The organism is Phytoactinopolyspora halophila (assembly GCF_003287285.1).
Lineage (GTDB): Bacteria > Actinomycetota > Actinomycetes > Jiangellales > Jiangellaceae > Phytoactinopolyspora_A > Phytoactinopolyspora_A halophila.
On the sequence record NZ_QMIG01000034.1, the window covers coordinates 25,077 to 44,514 of the forward strand.

Annotated in this window: 18 protein-coding genes and 3 tRNA genes; 9 read left to right on the forward strand and 12 right to left on the reverse strand. The window is 66.9% G+C overall.

Features of this window, described 5'->3' with window-relative positions:
- Positions 1-13: 13 nt before the first annotated feature.
- Positions 14-2,257 (reverse strand): outer membrane protein assembly factor BamB family protein, encoded by a 2,244-nt coding sequence (locus tag DPM12_RS20120; protein WP_112260149.1) that lies wholly within the window; start codon positions 2,255-2,257, stop codon positions 14-16.
- A gap of 261 nt (positions 2,258-2,518) precedes the next feature.
- Here DPM12_RS20120 and DPM12_RS20125 point away from each other — a divergent pair, with 261 nt between their 5' ends.
- Positions 2,519-2,812 carry a type II toxin-antitoxin system VapB family antitoxin gene (locus DPM12_RS20125; RefSeq protein WP_112260150.1) on the forward strand — a complete coding sequence of 98 codons (294 nt, stop codon included), beginning with the start codon at positions 2,519-2,521 and terminating at the stop codon, positions 2,810-2,812.
- Positions 2,813-2,965: 153 nt separating this feature from the next.
- Positions 2,966-3,505, forward strand: coding sequence for a LytR C-terminal domain-containing protein (locus DPM12_RS20130; protein ID WP_123788335.1), 540 nt, complete (start codon positions 2,966-2,968; stop codon positions 3,503-3,505).
- On the opposite strand, the gene DPM12_RS20135 is transcribed toward DPM12_RS20130, so the two are convergent.
- The 3 genes from DPM12_RS20135 to tadA all read right to left on the reverse strand — a co-directional run bounded on the left by DPM12_RS20135 (position 3,502) and on the right by tadA (position 5,805).
- A complete protein-coding gene (locus DPM12_RS20135; protein ID WP_112260152.1) occupies positions 3,502-4,995 on the reverse strand; it encodes a potassium/proton antiporter in 1,494 nt (497 codons plus the stop codon). The two genes, DPM12_RS20130 and DPM12_RS20135, sit on opposite strands and share 4 nt — an antisense overlap.
- 155 nt (positions 4,996-5,150) lie before the next feature.
- A tRNA-Ser gene (locus DPM12_RS20140) sits at positions 5,151-5,240 on the reverse strand.
- Positions 5,241-5,283: 43 nt separating this feature from the next.
- The gene (tadA, locus tag DPM12_RS20145; RefSeq protein ID WP_245951327.1) at positions 5,284-5,805 is read right to left on the reverse strand and encodes a tRNA adenosine(34) deaminase TadA; all 522 of its coding nucleotides are present in this window, start codon (positions 5,803-5,805) and stop codon (positions 5,284-5,286) included.
- A gap of 61 nt (positions 5,806-5,866) precedes the next feature.
- On the opposite strand from tadA, the gene upp reads away from it, so the two are divergent.
- The gene (upp, locus tag DPM12_RS20150) at positions 5,867-6,508 is read left to right on the forward strand and encodes a uracil phosphoribosyltransferase (RefSeq protein ID WP_112260167.1); all 642 of its coding nucleotides are present in this window, start codon (positions 5,867-5,869) and stop codon (positions 6,506-6,508) included.
- A gap of 34 nt (positions 6,509-6,542) precedes the next feature.
- Here the strand turns inward: upp and DPM12_RS20155 are convergent, their stop codons facing one another.
- From DPM12_RS20155 to DPM12_RS20165, 3 genes are read right to left on the reverse strand one after another with little or no spacing between them, the layout of a single operon-like run.
- On the reverse strand, positions 6,543-7,913 hold the full coding sequence (locus DPM12_RS20155; protein WP_112260154.1) for an NAD(P)(+) transhydrogenase (Re/Si-specific) subunit beta: 1,371 nt from the start codon (positions 7,911-7,913) through the stop codon (positions 6,543-6,545).
- Entirely contained in the window at positions 7,910-8,251 is a 342-nt protein-coding gene (locus DPM12_RS23690) for an NAD(P) transhydrogenase subunit alpha part 2 (protein WP_112260155.1), read from the reverse strand. The genes DPM12_RS20155 and DPM12_RS23690 overlap by 4 nt, the downstream gene beginning before the upstream one ends.
- On the reverse strand, positions 8,251-9,375 hold the full coding sequence (locus tag DPM12_RS20165; RefSeq protein WP_112260156.1) for an NAD(P) transhydrogenase subunit alpha: 1,125 nt from the start codon (positions 9,373-9,375) through the stop codon (positions 8,251-8,253). The genes DPM12_RS23690 and DPM12_RS20165 overlap by 1 nt, the downstream gene beginning before the upstream one ends.
- A gap of 209 nt (positions 9,376-9,584) precedes the next feature.
- Between DPM12_RS20165 and DPM12_RS20170 the strand changes: the two genes are divergently transcribed.
- The 4 genes from DPM12_RS20170 (at position 9,585) to DPM12_RS20185 (ending at position 11,797) form a co-directional block, all read left to right on the forward strand.
- The gene (locus DPM12_RS20170; protein ID WP_112260157.1) at positions 9,585-9,779 is read left to right on the forward strand and encodes a hypothetical protein; all 195 of its coding nucleotides are present in this window, start codon (positions 9,585-9,587) and stop codon (positions 9,777-9,779) included.
- Positions 9,780-9,900: 121 nt separating this feature from the next.
- On the forward strand, positions 9,901-10,863 hold the full coding sequence (locus DPM12_RS20175; RefSeq protein WP_112260168.1) for a DMT family transporter: 963 nt from the start codon (positions 9,901-9,903) through the stop codon (positions 10,861-10,863).
- Positions 10,864-10,992: 129 nt separating this feature from the next.
- A complete protein-coding gene (locus tag DPM12_RS20180) occupies positions 10,993-11,181 on the forward strand; it encodes a hypothetical protein (protein ID WP_112260158.1) in 189 nt (62 codons plus the stop codon).
- Positions 11,182-11,254: 73 nt separating this feature from the next.
- The gene (locus tag DPM12_RS20185; RefSeq protein WP_123788337.1) at positions 11,255-11,797 is read left to right on the forward strand and encodes a hypothetical protein; all 543 of its coding nucleotides are present in this window, start codon (positions 11,255-11,257) and stop codon (positions 11,795-11,797) included.
- Between the two features lie 22 nt (positions 11,798-11,819).
- Here the strand turns inward: DPM12_RS20185 and DPM12_RS20190 are convergent, their stop codons facing one another.
- The 3 genes from DPM12_RS20190 to DPM12_RS20200 all read right to left on the reverse strand — a co-directional run bounded on the left by DPM12_RS20190 (position 11,820) and on the right by DPM12_RS20200 (position 15,991).
- Positions 11,820-13,457 (reverse strand): LCP family protein, encoded by a 1,638-nt coding sequence (locus DPM12_RS20190; protein WP_112260160.1) that lies wholly within the window; start codon positions 13,455-13,457, stop codon positions 11,820-11,822.
- 15 nt (positions 13,458-13,472) lie between these two features.
- Entirely contained in the window at positions 13,473-15,023 is a 1,551-nt protein-coding gene (locus DPM12_RS20195; protein WP_112260161.1) for an LCP family protein, read from the reverse strand.
- Between the two features lie 263 nt (positions 15,024-15,286).
- Positions 15,287-15,991, reverse strand: coding sequence for a phosphoribosyltransferase (locus tag DPM12_RS20200; protein ID WP_112260162.1), 705 nt, complete (start codon positions 15,989-15,991; stop codon positions 15,287-15,289).
- Positions 15,992-16,055: 64 nt separating this feature from the next.
- On the opposite strand from DPM12_RS20200, the gene DPM12_RS20205 reads away from it, so the two are divergent.
- Positions 16,056-16,145, forward strand: a tRNA-Ser gene (locus DPM12_RS20205).
- A 288-nt stretch (positions 16,146-16,433) separates the two neighbouring features.
- Here the strand turns inward: DPM12_RS20205 and DPM12_RS24550 are convergent.
- Both DPM12_RS24550 and DPM12_RS20215 read right to left on the reverse strand, forming a co-directional pair.
- The gene (locus DPM12_RS24550; RefSeq protein ID WP_112260163.1) at positions 16,434-16,874 is read right to left on the reverse strand and encodes an LmeA family phospholipid-binding protein; all 441 of its coding nucleotides are present in this window, start codon (positions 16,872-16,874) and stop codon (positions 16,434-16,436) included.
- Between the two features lie 151 nt (positions 16,875-17,025).
- A complete protein-coding gene (locus DPM12_RS20215) occupies positions 17,026-18,864 on the reverse strand; it encodes a phosphoenolpyruvate carboxykinase (GTP) (protein ID WP_112260164.1) in 1,839 nt (612 codons plus the stop codon).
- A 350-nt stretch (positions 18,865-19,214) separates the two neighbouring features.
- On the opposite strand from DPM12_RS20215, the gene DPM12_RS20220 reads away from it, so the two are divergent.
- A tRNA-Arg gene (locus DPM12_RS20220) sits at positions 19,215-19,290 on the forward strand.
- Positions 19,291-19,438 lie beyond the last annotated feature (148 nt).

The following is a 19,438-nucleotide window of genomic DNA, read 5'->3' on the forward strand; positions in this document are numbered from 1 at the left end:
TGGCCGCGAACGGTCAGGCGTGGAGCCCGACCACCCCGCGGAGTCGACCGTCCTGGCCACCCACGACGAGTACTTGCTCCGATCCCGAGCCCAGTACCACGGACGTTGATTGGGTGAAGACCGGCATCACCTGGAGTGCCTGGTTGACCTCCCGGTTCGCGAGGTCGATGCGCACGAGCAGTCCGCTCTGGCCCACCAGCCAGTACACCGAATCCTCATCCGGGCTGGGTACCGGCGCCGCGCCGAAGTTGCGGGGAAGTGCCTCCGCTTCCCACGTCTGCTCACCCGAGTCCGGGTCAAGCAGGTGTACCGTCCCGTTGAACCCGTCGACGAGGAGGATCCCGTGCTCGGTGAGCGTGGGAGGGGTGTAGAGGAGCTGCAGCAGGCCGAGCTCGTCGCCCGGTCCGTCCCACCGCCGTTCGCCGGTCGCGGCGTCTAGAGCGTGTGCGTTGGTGAAGGTCGTGAACATGGGGGCGCCGTCGGGTAGCAGCAGGACGTGGCACGCCCACGGTCCGTAGAGGACCTGCCCGTACGTGGTGTCCCGGTCGGTTAGCTGGGTCGACCACAGCTGCTCACCGGTGCCGGCGTCGAACGCGTACGCGTAGCCGTTCCCGCTGCCCATGTAGACGCGTTGCCCGTCGCAGGCCGCTCGCCCAGCGACGATCCCGCCCATGTCGGCGCTCCACAGGATCTGACCGTCGAGGTCGAGACAGAACAGGTCTGTCCCGGCTGCGACGAAGGCACGGGGGTGGCCGTCGACCTCGGCGATGCTCACGTCACTCGCGATCGGCGCACCCACGCTGGTGGACCACTGTGTCGTTCCCCTGGACGGGTCCAGCGCGTACAGGTGGTGGTCGGCGGACGGGACCAGGATCTGGGCTCCGTCTGGCGTGAACACCGGCCCCTTGTATACCGGGCCGATCCGGGTGCGCCACCGGGGGCGCTTTGCCCGTGCGGTGGGTAGGAATCCGGCGACGTATCCTTCGGTCGTCGCCGCGACGACGAGGTCGTCGTGCCTCGCCAGTGCTCCCTGCACGCGCCCGTTGAGCTGGGTGGTCCAGTTCACCCGCGTTCCGGAGGACGGCAGTTCGAAGGGCACGGTGTCGTCGAAGACCGCGCCGTCGGCGCCGACGGCGCGCACCTGGATCTTGTGTGGGCCCGGAGGCAGATGCGCCGCATCCACGCGCCCGGTCCAGCGCCGGCCGGAGGTCTGGTCCAGCGACGTCCACTCGTCGTCGATCCCGCCGTACTGGTACGAGTGGGGCCGGGCGAGCACCTCGTCGGCGGACCCGTCGTTCGGGAGGTCTACCCGAATCTCGACCTCGGAGTCGTGCACGGTCGCCTTCGTCTTGAGCGGGCCGAGCGCGCCACCCGGTCCCGGCTCGCTCAGGGGCACGGTGCCGAGCAGCTCGTGCCGCGCGTCGCCCTCTGCCGGAACCGTGACCTCGGTAATCTCCAAAACCGGGCCCTCGCTCCCGGTCGTGCGTTCGGCCCAGTAGTAGTACGGACCGGACTTGAGAGAGTTGCCCAGTACCTCGGTGGCGCCGTTGTAGGCAGAAATGCGCGTGATGTGGGCGTGCCCAGTGAAGATCCCGCGCACGGGGTACGGCCCGATGACACGCAACAGTTCGTCGTCATTGTGCACGTAATTCCAGTCGTTTCCCAGGGGGAAGTGCAGGAAGAGGAGGATCGGTACGTCTTTGGGTGCGTGCTTGAGGTCACGCTCGAGCCAGTCCAGCAGTTCTCGGTCGAAGTACCAGCCCCACTCTTGCATCACCAGGGGATCGAGCCCGACGACGTGGAAGCCGGCGGCGTTGAAACTGTAACGAGTGCGGCCGAGGTAGTGGTCGTAGCTCTCGAAGGCGTCCACGAGCCATTGCTGCTCGTGGTTTCCCGGCACCGCTCGCATGCGCGATTTCAGGCCGGAGGGAATGGCGGAGAGGTAGTGCTCGAATTCTTCGGCGAGGCCGAGGTCGGTCACGTCCCCGCAGTTGAGCACGAAGGCCGGATTCCGGTCCTCGATGTGGCGCATAATCCGTTCGAGGTCGGCAGTGCGTTCTGGCTCCTCGGCATTGATGTGGACATCGGTGACCATGGCGAATCTGTCGGATTCTCCCCCGGCGACGGCGTGCAGCCGCCCGCCGAACGCGAGTCCCAACGCGCCGACGCCAGAACCGACGAGCATCGCGCGTCTGCTCACGGCCTTGCCACCACGTCCGGTCGGCGCCACGGTCCGAGGCGAGGTCTTCTCCGGCATGGCTGTACTCCTCTCCACGAAAAAAGGGGCGCAACCGCACCCGCCGTAGGCGGCACCGTAGCATACTTTATTACGTACCGTACGAAATTAATTATCTGAGAATTATGCCCGCCGGAGTGCGACGCCAGCGTCGGGTTTGCGCCCTGAGTGACGATGCCGGTGGTGACGGCGCCGTCTCATCGCGGTCAAGAGGTCGCGGGTCTAAGGTCAGACGGCGGGTCGCCCTTCATCAGCCCGGACGAGGTTTATAAACTACCCGGGGTGATCTTCAAGCGTGTGGGCGACGGTCGGCCGTACCCTGACCACGGCACCACCCTGAGCATGTGGGCGGAGCTTGCGCCACGCCCGGTTCGTCTCGACGAGCTCGTCACGGTGAAGAGAACTCTCGATCTGGAAACATTGCTGGCCACCGACTCGACATTCTTCGGGGATCTCTTTCCTCACGTCGTCGAATGGAAGGGCGAGTACTACCTGGAAGATGGCCTGCATCGGGCGTTACGTGCGGCGTTACAGCAACGCCCCGTCATCCACGCGCGGGTTCTGCTGCTGGATTGAGAGACGAGCCGCCCCGGTGCGCGACACGATGTCGGCTGCGCACAGGGTGACGCTCCTTGGTCGTCCGTACCAGATAGGCTCGCCGCGTGAGGCCATGACCTGCTCAGGTCTCGACGAGAGCAAGCAAACGCGGCGGGCGGATGCGGAGAAGTGATGGAGCCCGAAGAACCACCGGCGGACTATGAACTGGCACCGCGGCACACGTGGCGGCACGTGCGGACCGCGGTCACGCTGGTCGTGCTCGTGGTCTTCGTCGTCGGTGCTGCCTGGTACAGCTGGAACAACGTCATTCCGTCCGAGGACGACGACGTTGCCACGGAGGCCAGCGTGGCCTGCGTGGAAGTGGTCCCGTCGGAGGCTCCCGCTCCAGACGCGATCGAGCTCAACGTTTACAACTCCACCGACGAACGCGGCCTCGCTCGCCGGGTGGCGGACGAGATGGGTAGTCGTGGTTTCGTCATCATGAACGTGGCCAACGATCCCCTGGAACGTGCCATCGAAGGCCCGGCGGAGGTGCGTACGCATCCAGATCAGCACGACGCCGCGGGCGTCGTGGCGGCCGTCGTGCCGGGTGCGGAGGTGCTGTCCGACGAGCAGGCAGACGAGACCGTCGACCTGGTCCTGGGAGAGGCGTTCGACGGGCTGGCCGATCAGCCCGATCCGGATGCCACGATCGACACGTGCGCGAGCTAGCGCCCATGCTCGCCGAACCATCCCGCGAGACGACCTCCCCGCCCTACGGCGCGCAGCCGCCGCTCCGTTGCCTCACGCGTGCCCTTCGGTGCGACGATGAGCAACTCGTCGCCACTGCGTAACGGCGTGAGATCGTCTGGAACCGCGATCTGTTCCCCGCGAACCAGCAGCGGCACGGTGGTCTCCGCGGGCAGCCGCAGCTCGCTGACGGTGACGCCGTGCAGCCTCGAGTGGGGCGGAATCCGCACCTGGATGAGATCCGCGTCGATGCGTTCGAGCGGTGCGGACTCCAACTCGGCGTCGTGGGTGTCGACACTGGCGGAGACGCCGAGCCGGTCGGCCAGCCAGGGCAGGATCGGAGCCTGGAGGAGGGTGAAGACCACGGCGACGATGAACACGACGGCGAAGAGCCAGTTGGCCCCGTCGACTCCCTGTGCGAGCGGGATCGTGGCCAGAACGACGGGGATCGCGCCGCGAAGCCCGGCCCACGAGAGGAATAGCTGTTCGGTGAACCGCAGCCGGAACGCCACCGTGGAGACCCAGACCGCGATGGGCCGTGCCACGAAGGTGAGAGCCGTACCGGCAACCAGAGCCGCGACGAAGGCCTCTGGCATCCGCGCTGGTGACGCCAGGAGACCGAGCATGACGAACAGCCCGATCTGCGCCAGCAGGGCCATCCCTTCGACGAACGAGCGCGTGGCCGCGCGATGCTCCAACCGCGAGTTGCCGAGGACGAGCGCGGCGACGTAGACGGCGGCGAACCCGCTGGCCTGCGCGATGGCGCCGGTTGCGTAGGCCAGGATGGTGATCGTCATGGTCATGATCGGGTACAGCCCCGGTGCCGGCAACGCCACCCGGTGCAGGATGATCGATCCGAGCCAGCCGAGCGCGAGGCCGATCGCCGCGCCTGCGACGAGCTGATAGAGGACCATCAGCCCGGCGAGGGGGACTCCGTAGTCGGCGACCTGGCCGGTGCTGACGAGCACGACGACGACGATCGTCGGGGCGTCGTTGAGCCCGGACTCGGCTTCCAGGATGGTCGACATTCGCCGGGTGAGCGGAACCCTGCGCAGCGTGGAGAACACCGCGGCGGCGTCGGTGGGGGCGAACACCGCGCCGAGGAGGAGGGCAAGAACCCAGTCGAGTCCGAAGATGAAATGGCCGGCCGCGGCGATGATGGCCGTACTGATACCGACTCCGACGGTGGCCAGGGACAGCCCGGCGCCCAGCGATGGTCGAAGATCGCGCCAACGCGTGGTCAAGCCACCCTCGGCGAGGATGACCACAAGCGCGGCGTACGCGAGTGACTGCGCCACGTGCGGGTCGTTGAACTGCACGCCGAGCCCTGCCTCGCCGAGTGCCACACCGATCAACAGGTAGATGACAAGCGTGGGCAGGCCGAACCGTACGCTGACCCGGACGGCGAGTACGGCCGCCACCAGGACGAGGGCACCGGCGAGCAGGAAGACGTTGAGCGATGCTACGTCCACCTGCTGCCCCCTTCCCCGCGTAGCCTAGGGTGCCATGGCTCGACGCCGGAGGGGCGCGGGCGAGCCAAATCGGGGCGGCTCGCCACGACGTGACATGCCCGGACGACGACGGCCCGTCCCTACGTGTACCCACATCGGGACGGGCCGCTTCGCCATGGCGGTAGCGGTGGGATTCGAACCCACGGAGGAGTCGCCCCCTCACACGCTTTCGAGGCGTGCTCCTTAGGCCACTCGGACACGCTACCGCGAATGAGGTTACCGGAGACCTCGCCCTGTGACGAAATCCGGTTACTGGCTTTCGTGATCTCGCTGCGCATCGAAGAACTCGTCCAAGATCGTGGCGCACGAGTCGGCGAGCACGCCACCGATCACCTCGGGGCGATGGTTCAATCGGCGATCCCGGAGCAGGTCCCAGAGGGATCCGGCCGCGCCCGCCTTCGGATCGGGCGTCCCGTAGACGACGCGTGCGACACGGGCGAGAACGAGTGCGCCGGCGCACATGGCGCACGGTTCGAGCGTGACGACGACGGTGGCCCCGTCGAGGTGCCACGAATTCTGCGCCGACGCGGCAGCGCGAAGCGCGACGATCTCCGCGTGGGCTGTCGGATCGTGATCGATCTCACGGCAGTTATGCGCGCGTGCGAGTACGCCGTCGTCGTTGCCGAGCACGACGGCTCCCACGGGAACGTCCCCGGATGCCTGCGCGTGACGTGCTTCGGTGAGCGCGGCCTGCATCGCAGGTGTGTAGCGGCGCACGAGTGCCGGGCTCAGCGGTGGTGCCGGCGAGCGCGGACGGTCGGACGGGGACATGTGTCGCAGCCTAGCGCTTGGCCAGTGTGGCGCCGTGCGCGCTCCATGTCATGCTGTGGCCATGCGCCTGCTCGCCGTAGACCATCCCCTCATTGCCCACAAGCTGTCGGCGCTTCGTGACAAGCACACGAACTCGCCCACATTCCGGCGGCTGACCGACGAGCTCGTGACGTTGCTGGCATACGAAGCGACCCGTGATGCCCGCGTCGACGAGATCGAACTGGAGACGCCGGTGGGTCCGGCCCACGGGGTGAAGCTGTCCTCCCCGAAGCCCATCGTCGTGCCGATCCTGCGCGCCGGTCTCGGCATGCTCGACGGCATGACCCGGTTGCTGCCGACCGCGGAGGTGGGGTTTCTGGGAATGATCCGGGACGAGCAGACGCTGCAGGCGACGACGTATGCCGATCGCGTTCCCGACGACCTCACCGGCCGCCAGTGTTACGTGCTGGATCCGATGCTGGCGACCGGCGGGACCCTCGCAGCGGCGGTGCGTTACCTGATCGAACGTGGAGCGGACCACATCACCGCCGTCTGCCTGCTGGCGGCACCGGAGGGCCTTCGCCGCGTCGAAAACGAGACGGGGCACCTCGACGTCCCCTTTACCGTCGTGACCGCGGCCGTCGACGAACGGCTCAACGACAAGGGATACATCGTTCCGGGTCTCGGTGATGCCGGGGACCGTCTCTACGGGCTGGCCGACTAGCGAAGCGATCCCGCGTCCGCTTCGGCAGCGAGTACTACAGGGCCTTCACGGCCGAGACGAGCCCCGTGAGCGACTCCTTGGCGTCGCCGAAGAGCAGGGTGGTCTTGGGGTCGTAGAGCAGCTCGTTCTCGATCCCCGCGAAGCCCGGCCGCATCGAGCGTTTCAGGAACACGACGGCCCGGGCCTGATCGACGTCCAGGATCGGCATCCCGTAGATCGGTGATCCGGGCGAGTTGCGAGCCGCCGGATTGACGACGTCGTTGGCGCCGACGACGAGCGCGACATCGGTGTTGCGCAGCTGGCCGTTGGCGGTCTCCATCTCCAGCAGCTTCTGGTAAGGGACGTTCGCCTCGGCGAGGAGCACGTTCATGTGACCCGGCATGCGGCCCGCGACGGCATGGATGGCGTAGTCGACCTCGATTCCCCGGCTCTCCAGATGCTCCGCGAGCTCGTGGATGGTGTGCTGGGCCTGCGCGACAGCGAGACCGTACCCGGGGACGATCAAGACTTTCTGGGCATAAGCCAGCATGATCGCGATGTCGTCGACTCCGGCGGAGCGGACCGGCCGGTCGGCCACGACGCCCCCTCCGGCGGTGGAGCCGCCGCGGAAGGCGCCGAACAGGATGGAGCTGACCGAGCGTCCCATGGCCTGGGCCATCAAGCGGGTGAGGATAGTACCGCTGGCGCCGACGAGAGTACCGCCGATGAGCAAGAGCGCATTGCCGAGCACGTAACCCCCGGCAGCGACGGCGAGACCGGTGGCGGCGTTGAGCAGGGAAATGGCGACCGGCACGTCCGCGCCCCCGACGGGAAGGACGAGCAGGACACCGACGACGAGGGCGATCGCGCCCAGGATCGCACCGAGCCAGACGTCCGTGCCGTCGCCCGCATAGAGGAGACCGGCCAAGACGAGCGCGGCAACGAGCCCGATGCTGAAAAAGATCGGCCCGCCGGGTGGCGTGACCGGGCGGGTAGTGATCAACTCCTGGAGCTTGAGGAAGGTCACCACCGAACCGCTGAAGGCGATCGCGCCCACCGGAACGGTGAGCACGGCCGCCGCCAGCGGGAAGATTGTCTCGGCGTCAGCGAGCTCCAGGTAGGCGACGAGCCCCGCCGCGCCGCCGCCGACCCCGTTGAACAGGGCCACGAGCTGGGGCATGGCGGTCATCGCGACGAGCCGGGCGGCCGGAATGCCGATGGCACAGCCGACGACGATGGCTCCGAGGATCCAGCCGAAATTGTCCAAGTCATAGACAACGAACGTGATGATCATCGCCGCCAGCGCGGCCACGGAACCCAGGAGATTCCCGGCACGAGCGGTCTTCGGCGAGGACAGCCCCTTGAGGGCGAGCACGAAGCACACTGCGGCGGCGAGGTAGGCCAGCTGCGCCCAGGTTGGTATCACGCTCCGCCTCCCGACCGTTTCGCATCGTCCGAGCCCGCGGTGCTGTTCGCGGCGGGAGCCTTCTTGACCTTGAACATCTCCAGCATCCGATCCGTCACGACGAAACCGCCCACGAGGTTCAGGGTGGCGAGGACGGTGGCGATGACCCCGACCGTGAGCTCGGCGGCTCCGTCCGCGTTCCCGGTGACGAGAACGGCGCCGACGAGGATGATCCCGTGAATGGCGTTGGCACCGGACATCAAGGGTGTGTGCAGTGTGGACGACACCTTGGACACGACCTCGTATCCAGTGAAGATCGCCAGAATGAAGATGGTCAGGAGAGCGATCTGAGGATCCATCAGTCTGCCTCCCCCAGGAGCTCGCGGGCATGCGAGTTGCGCACCGTGCCGTCGTGGGTCACACACACCCCGGCGATGATCTCGTCGTCGAGATCGACGGAGACGTCGCCCTCGTGTGTCATGAGCAGTAGCAAGTTGACCAGGTTGGACGCGTACAGGCGGCTGGCGTGGACGGGAACCTGGCTCGGGACGTTGCGGCCGCCACACAGCAGGGCGCCACCGACGTTGATCTCCTCGCCGGGGATGCTGCCCTCGACGTTGCCGCCCGTCTCGGCTGCGATGTCGACGACGACGCTGCCCGGCTTCATCCGTTCCACGGTGGATCGCTCGACGAGCAACGGTGCGGTCCGGCCGGGTACGGCGGCGGTGGTGATGAGGACGTCGGAGCCGGTGACGTACGGGGCGAGCAAGTCGCGCTGCTGCTGGGCCCGTTCCTCGGTCATCTCCCGCGCGTATCCCCCCGTACCGTCCAGCGTGGGCAGGTCGAGCTCCACGAAGCGAGCGCCGAGGCTGCGGATCTCGTCGGCGGCGGCCGCGCGGACGTCGTACGCCTGCACGCGTGCGCCCAGCCGGCGCGCGGTGGCGATCGCCTGCAACCCGGCCACGCCGGCACCGAGCACCAGGACCTCGGCCGGTGGAATGGTTCCGGCGGCGGTCATCGAGAGCGGGAAGAATCGGGGCAGCCGTTCGGCAGCGGTGAGCACGGCGTGGTAGCCGGCGACCAGCGCTTGCGACGTCAGTGCGTCCATGGACTGCGCGCGCGAGATGCGCGGGACGAGCTCGACGGAGAACGCCGTCACTCCGGCGTCCCGCGCAGCCCGGATGGTCTCGCGTTCGTCCAGGGGAAGGAACGACACCGTGATAGCACCGGGCTTGAGGGCAGCGATCCGGTCGGGGCCGAGGGGCTGGACGGAGAAGACGATGTCGGCGTCGTCGAGCGCGGACCCCTGGGCGATGCTCGCTCCGGCGGCCGTGTACTCCTCGTCGGAATGGAGTGCCGGTTCTCCGGCGCCCGATTCCACGACGACGTCGAGCCCGGCGCCGGTCAGCTTGCCGACCAGATCGGGAACCATGGCCACGCGCCGTTCGTGCTCCCAGAGCTCACGTACGACAGCGACCTTCATAGGGACTCGACGCTAGCAGAGTGGCGGATGGAGCTACAGGATCGTGCGATGATCTGCACGGCACCAACCTCCCGCTGGTGACGGTGGCATCGTCGGAACCTCATTCTGGCACAGACGCATAGACTGGACGCGTTGACCATGGCGACATGACCATATGAAGGCGACCACGCTCGCGCGGCGTCGATGAGGCGAGCGGGAGAGGAAGGATCATGGCGAAGAGCACCCCTGTCGTCGTCGGAGGCATTGCCGTCGGCGTTCTCATCTTCCTTCTGCTCCCCGGGTGGCTGAAGCTCCTGGCGCTGGTGGCCATCATCGGTATCCCGGCAGCGGGCTACATGATGCTCGATCCTTCCCAGCGCAGGCGGCTGCGAGAGCAGCGGCGCCGCGGTCAGCTCGGTCGCTGAGGTGCCATTTCCGGGGCGAATCAGGAGGATGTGGCGCACGTCGCGCCGCGGCCGGGGATGATCCGGACGCCGGGTCGTGTTGTGTCCGCACATGGATGCGAATGGCCCCGTGGACCATCCGATGACCGGCACGAGCCGGGCAGGCTCCTCCATCAGGCGACCGCGGTTCGCCGGGATCTGGCTGGTCGCCCTCGGCTCCGCGCTCTGGGGCACCGATGCCCTCTTCCGGCTGCCTCTGACCGTCGATGTCGCCAGCAGCACCATCGTCGTCGGCGAGCATCTGGTGCTGGTGGCGATCACCCTGCCGTGGTTGTTGCCCGCCCTGCGCAAGGTGCGTGGCCTGCGGCTACGGGAATGGTGGGCGTTGCTCTTCATCGGAGCCGGAGCGTCGGCGGCAGCCACCATGCTGTTCACGATGGCCTTCCGGTACGGCGGCCCGATCACACCGGTGGCGTTGCAGAAGCTGCAGCCGATCCTGGTAGCGCTGGCGGCCGCACTCCTGCTCGGTGAACGGCTTCGGCCACGTTATGGCGGGTTCCTGGTCATCGCGTTGATCAGTACCTGGCTGCTCGCCTTCGCCGATCCACTGGGCGTGACGATCTCCGGTGCCGCGGCTGCACTCCTCGCCGTCGGAGCGGCCGCGTTATGGGGTGGCGGAACGGTTGCGGGCCGCTACCTCTCCGGCCGTTTCACCCCGAACGATCTCACCGCGTTGCGGTTCGCCATCGGGCTGCCGACGTCGTTGCTCTTCGTCCTCGGAACCGGCAACGACGTCGTGCCTCCCGTGCAAGCGTGGCCGACGGTCATCGGGCTGTCCCTGGTGCCGGGTCTCGTCGCGTTGTCGCTGTACTACCGGGGCCTGCGGAGCACTCCTGCTGCCCGCGCGACGCTCGCCGAGCTGGCGTTCCCGATCACCGCTGCCGTCGTGGGTGTCGTGATCCTGGGCGAGACCCAGACGTGGACCCAGTGGTTGGGCTTGCTCGTGCTGATGGTGACCGTGGTCGGGTTCGCCCAGCACGAGGAGCGGTCACGGCGGCCAGCGGTGGAGCCCGGCACCGTGCGGGCGCCAGTGAACGCGAGCTGATGAACCGGAGCCGATAGCAGTCGTCGCGACGTGCGGGCATGCTGGTGGCATTATGGGTATGTCTGCCATGAGCTGATCAGACCGATCAGAAGACATAGCAGCGCCACGGGAAAGTGAGCAGGGGACATCATGAGTGCACAGGTCGCGATCATCTGTGACTACTGCGGCGACATCGGCGATTTCGGTACCGCGGCACAAGATCTGCGCGCCCGGATGAACGGCTGGACCTGGCGCAACGGTCTGGACATCTGCCCGCTGTGCAAGGTGGTCGAGACCATCCGTGAACGTCGTCACGACGACACGGCTCAGCCGGCATAGCTGCCCGCTTGCCCAGGCCGGAAACCGAGCCTGGATGCTGGGGCCGGATCACCCGCGTGTGAGAGTGGTTGCCGTGAGTCGAACTGTGTATAGGGCGCCCGCGACGCTGGGCGTGCGCGGCATCGGCATCGGGATCATATGCCTGGGACTCGCGCTGATCGGGGCCGTTCTGGCGCTCGCCGCGAGTGTCGGCGGCGTGCCCGCGATCGCGGTGTGGACGGTTCTCGGCCTGCTGGCGATGGCCGGGATCGTGCTCCTCGGCACCGGAATCGTCCGCGTCGCCGGGTGGCGAACCCGGTTCGTGATGGACGACGACGGGTTCGCCAATGCCACCGGACCCGGTGCCGGGGTGCGTCGTGCGGCGTGGCGGGACGTGCGCAGGGTTCAAGCCGACGGTGCGGTGGTGTCCGTCGACCTCGCCGGCAGCCGGCAGAGTGTCATCCGGACCGACATGCTCGACGTGAGTGCGCGCGAGCTTGCCCGGGAGCTGCGCAAGAGGCTCAACCAGGATCGCGGCTACACGCCGTTCGGTACGGCGGCAGCCGAATCCACCGGCACGGGCGGCGCGCAACCGGGCTCGGATGGCGAGCAGGAACGGTCGAGCCCGGACACATGAGTGGTCGGCAGGCCAATAGTGGTCAGCAGGCCGATTCGGGATCGACGGGCTCGTCCGGGTCCGGGGGCTCGGTCTCCTCGCCGGTCTCACCCTGATCCGTGTCACCGGAGTGGTCGCCGCCCTCGTCCGGTGACCCGCCGGTCGGGTCGTCGGCGCCCGGCTGTTCCGCGTCGTCCCCGCCGGTTCCGGTGTCGTTGGCGCTGTCGCCCTGCGCGTCCTGCGTGTCTCGGGAGTCCTCGGTGTTGTTCGGGGTGCCGCCGTCCGGTGCGAGAATCTCCGCGACCTCGTTGTGAATCACTTCGTAGTCCGGGTTGGACGAGCTCATCCCGAACTCCCGGAAGAACTCGTTGTCGATGGTGAGGCTCGTGATCGAACTGTCCCGGACCTTGAGGCCCAGCTCGATCAGCGCGGGAAAGAGATCCTCGGGGATGTCGGACTGGATGATGTCCTCGGTGGCCGAGGCGATGCTCTGGTATTGCGTGAACACCGTGGACGGCTTGGTCTGTTCGGCCATGGCACCGAGCAGGCACTGCTGACGGGCCATACGGTCGTAGTCGCTGGCGCCACACCTAGAGCGGGCGAACCAGAGCGCCTGCGCCCCGTCGAGCTTTTGATCATCACCGGCGAGGATGTAGTCCCGGGGTTGCGTACATCCGGGTCCGTTCTTGCGTGTCTTGTTGCCGATGGGGATGTCGCGGGGAACGTCGACGGTGACGCCGCCCACGGCGTCGACGAGCCGTTGGAAACCCTCCATGTTGACGGAGACGAAGTAGTCGACGTCGATACCGAGCGTCCCTTCCACGGCCCACTTGGTGGCGTCCGCTCCCGGGTTGTCCACGTCCTCGAACAGTTCCGGGTGCAGGTCCGGCACGTGGCGATAAACCGCGTTGATCATCCACATTTGCGGATCTGGGTCCGGGCCGTCGAAACCGTGCGGATAGATCTCGGCGAGCGGGCTGTCGTCGGCGAAAGGAGGGTGCTGCAAGTTGCGCGGGACGCCGATCATCGTGGTGTCGCCGGTCTCGGTGTCCACGCTGGCCACGATGATGGTGTCCGGGCGGAGTCCTTTCCGCCCCTCGCCGGCGTCGCCGCCGAGCAGCAGGAGGTTGAGCCGGTCGATATCCGCCCAGGGGTCCGCGTCGTCCTCGATGTCGGGTGTCGTGTGGCTGCGGCCCCCCGAGATGGACTCGATCAGATCGCGCTGGGTAAACGCGTGGTAGCCGGCCATGGAGAGCGGGGCGACGACGAGCGATGCCACGGCGACGACCACCAGCGCTCCCGCGAACCGTTTGCCGGCGCTCAGCCCCCGAGGTTCGAGGAGGCGGTGGCTGACGAGCGCGATGAGCAGCCATATGGCTGCGACGGTGACCAGGCCGGCTCCGAGGAGGAGCAACATCTGGCGATCGCCGCCGTAGGAGATGAGCTGCTCGCGGGGCAGGACGACGAAGGCTCCCAGCGCTGCGATGATCGCCAAGACGAGCACGGTGACGAGGAACCCGCCCGTGCGTCGTTTCCCGGCGGCGATGAGACCCACACCGGGAAGCAGCGTCCCGAAAGCCGTCTGCGCGAGGAAACGGCGATATCGGCGGGCCTGCTGCCGCCGCCGGCGTGACTCGGTTCGAGGTTGCCGCCCGCGGTGCGGTTCGCGAGCTCGTGTCATACGTTCGATTCCTGCTCAGCAGACGGCATCGGTCTCGACCGGTTCGTCGTCGGCTTGATCCTCGTCGGGATCGGTCTCGGGCTCGTCTGGCTGGGTCTCCGCGTTCTGCGCCGTGCCCGTGGTCGCATCTCCGTCCTCCGAGCCGGTGTCATCGTGGGTACTCTCCTCGGTGCCATCGCCCGATTCGCCGTTCGGCGGGCCGCTCGGGTCGGCAGGAGCGGTGTCGGTGACGTGATCGCCGGCCTCGTCCTCCTTGTCGCCGGCCGGTTCGAGGATCTGGGCGATGCGCGTGTGCAGCTCGTCGTAGTCGGGATTCGCGGGTGTGGCGCCACCCATCGCCTCGAAGAATTTCCGATCGAGGGTGAGGCTCTCCAAGGTGGCGTTCTGGACGTCGACGGCGAGCTCGATCAATGGGGGAAAGAGGTCTTCAGGGATGTCGGTCTGGATGAGGTCCCGTGTCGCGGAGGCGAGGCTCTGGTATTTCGTCACAACGGTCGCGGGGTCAACCTTGTCGACGATCGCGCCGAGTACGCATTGCTGCCGCGCCATGCGGTCGTAATCGTCCGAGCCGCACCGGGAACGCGCAAACCACAGCGCCTGCGCCCCGTTCAGGTGCTGGTCGTCGCCGGCGCGGATGTAGTCGCGCGCTTCGGTGCAGCCCTGTCGCCCGGGGAGCTCCCGGTTGCCGACGGGGATGTCACGGGGCACGTCGAGCGTAACCCCTCCCAGCGCATCGACGATGGCCTGGAAACCGTCGAGGTTCACGATGGCGAAATAGTCGATGTCGATACCGAGCGCACCTTCCACGGCCCACTTGGTGGCATCGGCCCCGGGGTTGTCGACATCCTCGAAGACCTCGGGATGCGCGGCGGGAACGTTGCGGAAGACGGCGTTGATCATCCACTCGGTTTGCTCTCCCGCACCGGTGAATCCCTGCGGATACTGTTCCGCGAGAGGACTGTCAGGGGGAAACGGGAACCTCTGGAGATTGCGCGGGATCGAGATCGTCGTGGTGTCACCGGTCTCGGTATCAACGCTGGCCACGATGAGCGTGTCCGGCCGGACCCCATCTCGGCCGTCGCCGGCGTCACTGCCGAGAAGCAGCAGGTTGAGCCGCGACATGTCGGCCCACGGGTCCTGGACGTTGGCGATCTCTGGAGTGGTGTGGCTGCGTCCCCCGGAGAGAGCGCCGATCAGGTCGCGCTGCGTCAGGACGTTGTTGGCCGCGAGGGACAGGGGAGCGATGGCAAGGGACGCGGTGGTGATGACCAGAAGCGCACCTCCGAACCGTTTACCGGCCGGTAGTCCATCTGGTTCGAGGAGGCGGTGCGTAACCAGCGCGACGATGAGCCATATCATGGCCGCTGCTGCCAAGCCGGAGCCGACGATCAACAACATCTGACGATCGCCGCCGTAGGAGAGCAGGCGTTGCGTGGGCACCAGGGCGACCGCGGCGAGCGCGATGGCCACAGCCATGATGAACAGGAACAGCAAGAATCCGCCGATTCGGCGCCTGCCAGCCACGATCAATCCGGTGCCTGGCACCAGGGTGCCGAGTGCGGTCATCCCGAGAAACCACCCGTACCGTTGCTTGCGCTGCCGCCGGCGTGACTCCAGCCGTGCGCGGCGAGCCCCTCCCCCTCGGGGTCGTCCGGCTCGTTCCACGGCTCATGCCTTTCTTCGGATGACAGTCCTCGGGCCGCATGCCAGTTTAAGGGCACACGACATGCCCGTTGAGGGGCAGTGACCATGCCCCTCAACCTCTATGACGATCGAACCATCCAAAAGGTTGCCATGATAAACGGGGTGTCGTAGCAAGCACCGGAGCCCTATTGCCGGTGACCGGCCAGGAGCGCTCGTACGTGATCATCGCTCACCTGCCGGAAGTCGACGAACCATTCGCCCACCGCGGCGAAGAGCTCGGGCTGGGCCAGCACGACGAGGTCGTCGACATGATCCGCCAGCCGCCGCGCCGTATCCGGTGGTGCTACCGGAACGGCCAGGACAACTCGTTCCGGGGCCGGGCGTGTCTGCTTCAGCAGTTGCGCCGCCGCCAGCGCCGTCGCGCCCGTCGCCACGCCGTCGTCGACCACGATGATCGTACGGTCTGCGACATGCGGAGCAGCTCGACCCTCACGTAGGTCCTGCTCCCGGACGCGTGCTTCCTGTTCGGCATCGCGGAACGCGGCGTCGAGATCTTCGTCGCGTAGCCCCGCGCGTTCGACGACCTCGGGATTCTCGACACGGATGCCCGATGCCGTCACCGCGCCGATGGCAAGTTCACGATGCCATGGAACTCCAGCCTTGCGCACGACCAGCACGTCGAGCTCTCCGCCGGTCACGTCGGCGACCTCGGCAGCGACCACCACGCCTCCGCGAGGCAGACCGAGCACGAGCGGTACCTGGGTTCGGTCCGGCGGCGGTGGCGGGCCCGATGCAGGGTCGATGGCGCCCGTGATGGTGGCCCGCACGGCCTTGCCGAGCTCGCGGCCAGCTTCCTGACGGTCCTTCCAGGGTCCTCGATTGAGTTCCATGACTACGACTTTGCCCTCTCGAGGCCCGTCCGGGTAGCCTTACTGCGCCGTATCATTGCGGTGGGGAGGCGTCGCCTAGTGGCCTAGGGCGCCCGCCTGCTAAGCGGGTTGAGGTTTACCCCTCTCGCGGGTTCAAATCCCGCCGCCTCCGCCAACCCGGCCAGGGCTTTCGCCGCCCTGGCCGGTGCGGGGCCGTGGCACCCGAAAGGTCCGTGGAGAGCCTGTCGCGGAGTCTCATCGACAAGATCGTGCCGGTATCGGCCGGTGTGCGGAGCGCATGGCATTCGCCGCGCCGGGTGGGAGGACATCAGCGAGACAGGGGCACGTTCCGTGCGCCGAGCACGACGACGATACCGAAAGCGGCAGGACGTGCCGATTCGATGGTGAGCCCGTAGGGAGTTCCGGCAGCGGTACGTCGACGGAAACGGTCTGGGCTACCTGATCAGCTTGCTGTTGGACCTGTCTTTCCGCGTCTGCCGGCAGATCCTGCGTGTCGTTCGCACTGACCTCGTCGACGCGCAGTTGAACGGAAGTGCTGGTCCACGGTGACGCTTCCGGTTCCGGTGAGCGTGGCGGGCGCTCCCATCACATCCACAGGCAGGAGAATATCCACGGTGTCGCCGTCGGCGGCGGACAGCTCGAGTCTGTCGACGCCGGTCAGGGAGGCCACGGTGGCGTAGCTGACAACAGCAGTGCCCTCTATGCGACCTGCCCGGATGGACCCCGAACCATCCACGAGCGTCGACAGCGAAGCGGTGACGTGGGACGAGATCAGTTCCACGTCGCGCAGCTGGACGCCTTCGGCCTGGACATTGCTCATCCGGATGGTGACCTCGTCATACCGGCCGGACGTCACCTGGGTCAGGAACGGCACGCCGTGCACGTCGGCATCTGGTTCGACGCCTGCACGTCGTAGCTGGAGAGCTCGGTGGCCACTCTCTCACTTGCCGGACCAAGCGCTCGCGTCGACCACGCGTCGTGACCGGCGCGAGCGCTTGGCCCGGTGCCGACGAGCTACGTCGTGCGCCTGAGCCTTACTTCATACCGAGGCGGGCCTTCAAGCCATCGAGCTCGGTCCACAATGACGTGGGCAGCTTGTCGCCGAACTTCTCGAACCACTCGGTGATGCCGGGCACCTCCGCTCGCCATTCCTCGGGGTCGACGCGCAAGCACGCCTCGAGCTCCTCGCGATTGAGGTCGAGTCCGCTGATGTCGACCGACTCCGGGGTGGGTACGCGCCCGATCGGCGTGTCGGTGGCCTCGGCGGTGCCCTCCAGCCGTTCGACGATCCACTTGAGGACGCGGCCGTTCTCCCCGAATCCGGGCCAGAGAATGCGTCCGTCGTCGTCGCGGCGGAACCAGTTGACGTAGAAGAACTTCGGCAGCTTCGCGGCGTCAGCATCCTTGCCGACCGAGATCCAGTGACCGAGGTAATCACCACCGTGATAGCCCATGAAGGGCAACATGGCCATGGGATCGCGCCGCACGACACCGACCTTCCCTGCGGCCGCCGCCGTGGTCTCCGAGGACAACGTAGCGCCCATGAACACGCCGTGGGTCCAATCTCGGGCTTCGGTGACCAGCGGGATCGTCGTGGCACGACGGCCACCGAACAGAATTGCCGAGATCGGCACGCCGCGTGGATTCTCATACTCGGGCGCGAGGATGGGGCATTGCGTGATGGGGGTGCAGAACCGCGAATTCGGATGCGCCGAGGGCTCGTCAGAGTCGGGTGTCCAGTCCCGGCCCTTCCAGTCGGTGAGATGTGCCGGCGGCTGGTCGGTCATGCCCTCCCACCAGATGTCGCCGTCGTCGGTGAGGGCGACGTTGGTGAACACGCTGTGCCCGCGCTCGATCGTTCGCATCGCGTTCGGGTTGGTGTCCCATCCGGTGCCGGGGGCGACGCCAAACAGGCCGTACTCGGGATTGAGCGCGTAGAGGCGGCCGTCGTCGCCAAAATGCATCCAGGCGATGTCATCGCCGAGTGTCTCGACCTTCCAGCCGGGGATGGTCGGTTCGAGCATGGCGAGGTTGGTTTTGCCGCATGCGGAGGGGAACGCGGCCGCGACGTAGTGGACCGCACCCTGTGGCGAGGTGAGCTTCAAGATCAGCATGTGCTCGGCGAGCCAGCCCTCGTCGCGAGCGATGGCGCTGGCGATCCGGAGCGAGTAGCACTTCTTGCCGAGCAGCGAGTTGCCGCCGTAGCCGGAGCCGTATGACCAGATCATCCGCTCCTCGGGAAAGTGGGTGATGTACTTGGTCTGGTTGCACGGCCACGGCACGTCGTCCTGCCCGGGTTCGAGGGGCGCTCCGACGGAGTGCAAGCACGGCACGAAGTCGGCCGTCGTTCCCATGGCGGCGAGAACGTGCGCACCCATGCGAGCCATGATGCGCATCGAGACGACGACATAAGCGGAATCGGTGATCTCCACGCCGAACATGGGATTGGGCGCGTCGACCGGCCCCATGCAGAAGGGGACGACGTACATCGTCCTGCCCCGCATGCTGCCCCGGTAGAGCTCGGACATCTCGGCCTTCATCTCGGCGGGGTCGCGCCAGTTGTTCGTCGGCCCCGCGTCGGCCTCGTCAACGGAGCAGATGAACGTGCGTTCCTCGACGCGGGCAACGTCGGTGGGATCGGTGCGGGCCCAGAACGAGTTGGGTTTCTTCGCTGGATCCAGTGGGACGAGCGTCCCGGCCTCGACGAGTTCGATCGTGAGCGTGTTCCATTCGGCGTCGGATCCGTCGCACCAGTGGATGCGATCGGGCTGGGTGAGTTCAGCGACCTCGCGGACCCACGCGAGCAGTCGCGGGTGTGAGGTCGGTGCGTCGTCGAAGTCGTGGGAAACGTGGTGATCGGCGATGGCTGTCATGGCGGTCGAATCACCCTCTTCTCGTGTTGCCGTCCGGCATGCGGCCGACGGTGTGAACGGCGAACATCGCCCGTCCAGGCCATTCGGGAGCGGGCGGAAATTCACGGGATACTTCCGACCGTAAGGCCGCATCTCAGCTCGTGGAACATTATCTGGGGTGAAGAGGCTCACATGCAGGGGTCAATTTGCGAACAAAACGGACACTGGTCCGTACCTCACCTCACCATAATCGCGGTGTGGTCCGTACCAGATCGTGGGCGCCAAGCTGGCCCGCGTAGCGCGGATCCAGAACCGATTTCCGCTCAGCCGCCTTTGGCCGGTACACTCATTGATTGGTCCGTCAGGGTCCTGCGGCCGTAGCTCAACGGATAGAGCATCTGACTACGGATCAGAAGGTTGAGGGTTCGAATCCTTCCGGCCGCGCCAGCAGGTCAGAGCACATGTGGATCATGTTTTAAAGATCGTACGACCGCTTGACGGCCAGCGGCGTACCGTCGGTGTCCCAACTCAGCCGGGTCTTCGGATCTCAGCGGGGAGGCCATCCTTCGGGGTGGCCTTCTTTGTGTGTGCGTGG